The organism is Erwinia sp. GW821-FHT03D09 (genome assembly GCF_059420805.1).
The window spans coordinates 48,636-52,494 of sequence record NZ_JBWKUK010000027.1; the positions used below are offsets into that span (position 1 = coordinate 48,636).

A 3,859-nucleotide genomic window follows, 5' to 3' on the forward strand; every position below is an offset into this window, starting at 1 on the left:
CCCAGTCCGAAAAACCGTGTCGTGTTGACGGCGGGGATAATATGAAACAGCGCGGTTGGTGTCAACGGCAAATTAACAATCTGAGATCGATCGCTGAAAAAGCCGCCAAAGCGATGATAAAAACGTTAATTCTCTGTTTTAGCACCCGCCCCGCGCCAGATTTTTTCCGGCAGGTTATTATCACCACGATCCGACTGCTATCAGGAAATCCTTAAGATTTCCCCTGGTTCAGCCACTTATCTTTTGCTGTTAATTATTGGTAATTTTTATAATTTAAGTTGCTTGTTTTTGTTAGCTTAGCGTGTAAAACTTGCGCTCGAATTTGGATGCCGGGCCTTCTCTGCGCTGGATGCACGCGTTTCAGCACGCGACGGAATCCGGCAGTTTATAATCACTAAAAATCAGAGTTCCCATGTCTTTGCATACACCAAAAGAAATTGCCGCTCTTGCCGTTCAGGCTGGCGTGGTTAAAAGCCGTTCCTCCATCTCCTCTTTGTTAATTCTTGGTTTTCTGGCTGGAGCCTTTATTGCCTTTGGTTTCCTGCTCTATATTCACGTCATTAACCAGCTGCCTGCCGACTGGGGCTCCTTCGGCGTTCTGCTTGGCGCTGCCGTTTTCCCGGTGGGAATTATTATGACCATTCTGGCCGGCGGTGAGCTGCTGACCGGAAATATGATGCTGCTGCCGGTTGCCTGGTTTGCCCGTAAAATTAGCGCAGTAAGCCTGATGCGTAACTGGTTCTGGGTCACTATCGGTAACTTCATTGGCAGCGTGGCGATTGCCTGGCTGTTTGGCCATATGATCGGTATGACCGAGGGTGATTACCTGAAGAAAACCGTCGCCATTGCCAGTGCGAAGGTGAACGCCGACTTTATGCACGCGTTTATTTCCGGTATTGGCTGTAACTGGCTGGTTTGCCTGGCGGCCTGGCTGGCCTTTGCCAGTAAAGATGTGGTCGGTAAGATCTTCGGCATGTGGTTTCCGGTTATGGCCTTTGTGGCCATCGGCTTCCAGCACGTCGTAGCAAATATGTTTATCGTTCCTGCCGCGATTTTTGCCGGTTACCTGAGCTGGGCCGAATATCTGCCGAACTTTGTTGCTGTATTCCTCGGTAATACCGTTGGTGGTGCGGTATTTGTAGGTCTGGCATATTACATTGCCTACCATCCCCGCACTGAAGAAGTGGCTGTTTCCCGCTAATTATCCTCCCTCGCGCATCCGCTGCGGGGGAAATTTCCTATTGTTTCGCCAATTTTTCCCTTCATTTGACTAAAGGTTAGTAATTTGTATTAGTTGTTCAAATGATGAATTGTTGTAATATGTTCAATTACTTTGTTCGGCTAAAAGGGATAGATAGTGAAAAAGGATTGGTTAACGCCGGAAGAACTGGCACAGCAAACAGGTTTCAGCAGACAAACCATCAATAAGTGGGTTAAGAAAGAGGGCTGGACAACCGCCCCAAAACCCGGAGTTCAGGGTGGTAAAGCCAGGATGATTTTCATTGATGAACAGGTAAAATCATTTCTTAAATCAACACGTCACGCGACTGAACCCACAGCGCATTACCGCGTTAATCAGAATTCTCTTTCCGCTTTACTGGTTTCATCGCTGCAGCAGTTGAGCACCGATGAACAGGAAAAGTTGACGGCATTACTGCTGCGTGAAGGAATTCAGGGGATATTGCAAAGGTTAGGAATTCGTAATGTTTAACCAATAGATTCTTCGACCAGACCGCTATATGCATATAGGTTAATTGACGCAGTAACTGGAGTAATTAAAGGGCTCATGGCTTTCATGGGCCCTTTTTAATGGAGTGATTAGCACTTTCCTGAACAGAAATGCCATTAACGCCGCACGGCCGACCAATGGCTCTGAATCAGTCTCGAATACCTGATTAAAGAGAATTAACGCCGCGCCTGGTGAGGCGTTTGATGCCGCACTGGCGCTATTGCCTGAGCGTCCGGGAAGCGTAATGCTGGAACAGCGGGCTGAAGATTTTGAACAACGCTTTGCAGGAGCTGAAAAAAATGCCGACCATCTGAGTGGCCGGCATTGTTCGAAGGGCTAAGTCATCTGGATAAAATTAGGGACAGACTGAAATCAGCCTTCACGTGTGGCGATAAACGCCAGCGCTTTCTCAATACGCGCAATGCTGCGTGATTTGCCGATAGCCTGCACGGTAACGTCCAGGCCCGGTGACTGACCGGCACCGGTTACTGCAACGCGCAGCGGCATGCCCACTTTACCCATGCCGACTTCCAGCTCGTCCGCCGTCGCCTGAATGGCGTGATGAACGTTTTCTGCCGTCCAGTCAGCAATGGCGGCCAGCTTATCCCGCACCACTTCCAGTGGCTGACGCGCAACCGGACGCAGATGCTTCTTCGCCGCATCAGCATCAAACTCATCAAAGTCTTCGTAGAAGTAACGGCAGGATGCCGCCATCTCTTTCAGCGTTTTGCAGCGCTCGCCCAACAGAGTCACCAGCTGAGACAGCTGCGGACCCGTACGGGTATCAATGTTTTCCTGCTCAATGTGCCACTGCAGGTGAGTCGCCACATATTCCGGGGCCAAGGTGTTGATGTAGTGATGATTCAGCCACTGCAGCTTCTCTGTGTTAAACGCGCTGGCGGATTTGCTGACGGCATCCAGATCGAACATTTTTTTCATCTCATCAACGGAGAAAATCTCCTGATCGCCGTGGGACCAGCCCAGACGTACCAGATAGTTCAGCAGCGCTTCCGGGAGATAGCCATCATCACGATACTGCATTACGCCAACCGCACCGTGGCGTTTAGACAGCTTTTTACCATCGTCGCCAAGGATCATCGAAACGTGAGCGTAAACCGGCACCTGCGCGCCGATCGCTTTCAGGATGTTGATCTGGCGCGGGGTGTTGTTGATATGATCTTCACCGCGAATCACGTGGGTAATGCCCATATCCCAGTCATCAATGACAACACAGAAGTTATAGGTCGGTGAACCGTCGGTGCGGCGAATAATCAGATCGTCCAGCTCCTGATTGCTGAACTCAATCGGGCCGCGGATCTGGTCATCAAAAATAACCGAACCTTCCTGCGGGTTGCGGAAGCGTACTACGCAAGGCTCATCGTCAGTGTGATGCTCATGGCTGTCGCGGCAGCGGCCGTCATAGCGCGGCTTCTCACCGTTCGCCATCTGCTGTTCGCGCAAGGCTTCCAGACGCTCTTTCGAGCAGTAACATTTGTACGCGGTGCCGGCTTCCAGCATTTGATCGATAACATCGTTATAGCGATCGAAACGCTTAGTCTGATAGTACGGGCCCTCATCCCAGTCGAGATTCAGCCAGTTCATACCATCCATAATGGCATCGATCGCCTGCTGGGTAGAACGCTCCAGATCGGTATCTTCGATGCGCAGCACAAACTCACCGCCGTGATTACGGGCAAACAGCCAGGAGTAAAGTGCAGTACGAGCGCCGCCAACGTGCAGATAGCCAGTTGGGCTGGGAGCGAAGCGGGTTTTGATTTTCATTAATGAATGCCTTATTACGCGGATGCTTTGGCCAGAGTCAGGGCAAATTATGCCAGTCTGATTTTCGTGGCAGATATTCTATCACTCGCAGACGAATCCTCAACGCCAATCCCCACTTCTGGCCCGGTCATCACGGTGATTTTCTTCGGCAAGCCTCTGTTTTTGCCTGAAATGAGAACATCCTGACTATTTTTAAGGCGAACTCACATTTTAATTAGAAAAAGCGTTGACTCATTTCAGCGTATCCCTATAATGCGACTCCACACAGCGGGGGTGATTAGCTCAGTTGGTAGAGCATCTCCTTTACACGGAGGGGGTCGGCGGTTCGAGCCCGTCATCACCCACCAT

Annotated in this window: 4 protein-coding genes and 1 tRNA gene; 4 read left to right on the forward strand and 1 reads right to left on the reverse strand. The window is 50.4% G+C overall.

Annotated features, from left to right (window positions below; genetic code table 11):
- From AC07U6_RS21155 to AC07U6_RS21165, 3 genes are all read left to right on the forward strand, one after another.
- Positions 1-215, forward strand: a 215-nt coding sequence (locus AC07U6_RS21155) for a hypothetical protein (RefSeq protein WP_494764843.1), incomplete at its 5' end; no start/stop codon positions are given.
- Positions 216-412: 197 nt separating this feature from the next.
- Complete coding sequence (locus AC07U6_RS21160; RefSeq protein WP_494763355.1) at positions 413-1,201, forward strand: formate/nitrite transporter family protein; 789 nt, start codon at positions 413-415, stop codon at positions 1,199-1,201.
- A gap of 156 nt (positions 1,202-1,357) precedes the next feature.
- Entirely contained in the window at positions 1,358-1,711 is a 354-nt protein-coding gene (locus tag AC07U6_RS21165) for a YfeC-like transcriptional regulator (protein WP_494763356.1), read from the forward strand.
- Positions 1,712-2,101: 390 nt separating this feature from the next.
- On the opposite strand, the gene gltX is transcribed toward AC07U6_RS21165, so the two are convergent.
- Positions 2,102-3,511, reverse strand: a complete 1,410-nt coding sequence (gene gltX, locus AC07U6_RS21170; RefSeq protein WP_494763357.1) for a glutamate--tRNA ligase — start codon at positions 3,509-3,511, stop codon at positions 2,102-2,104.
- A 271-nt stretch (positions 3,512-3,782) separates the two neighbouring features.
- Between gltX and AC07U6_RS21175 the strand changes: the two genes are divergently transcribed.
- Positions 3,783-3,858 (forward strand) — tRNA-Val (locus tag AC07U6_RS21175).
- Position 3,859: the final 1 nt, after the last annotated feature.

Excerpts from the sequence above, each read along its gene's own strand:
- AC07U6_RS21160 (WP_494763355.1), top strand. The coding sequence starts at position 413 with ATGTCTTTGCATACACCAAAAGAAATTGCCGCTCTTGCCGTTCAGGCT.
- gltX (WP_494763357.1), bottom strand. The coding sequence starts at position 3,511 with ATGAAAATCAAAACCCGCTTCGCTCCCAGCCCAACTGGCTATCTGCAC.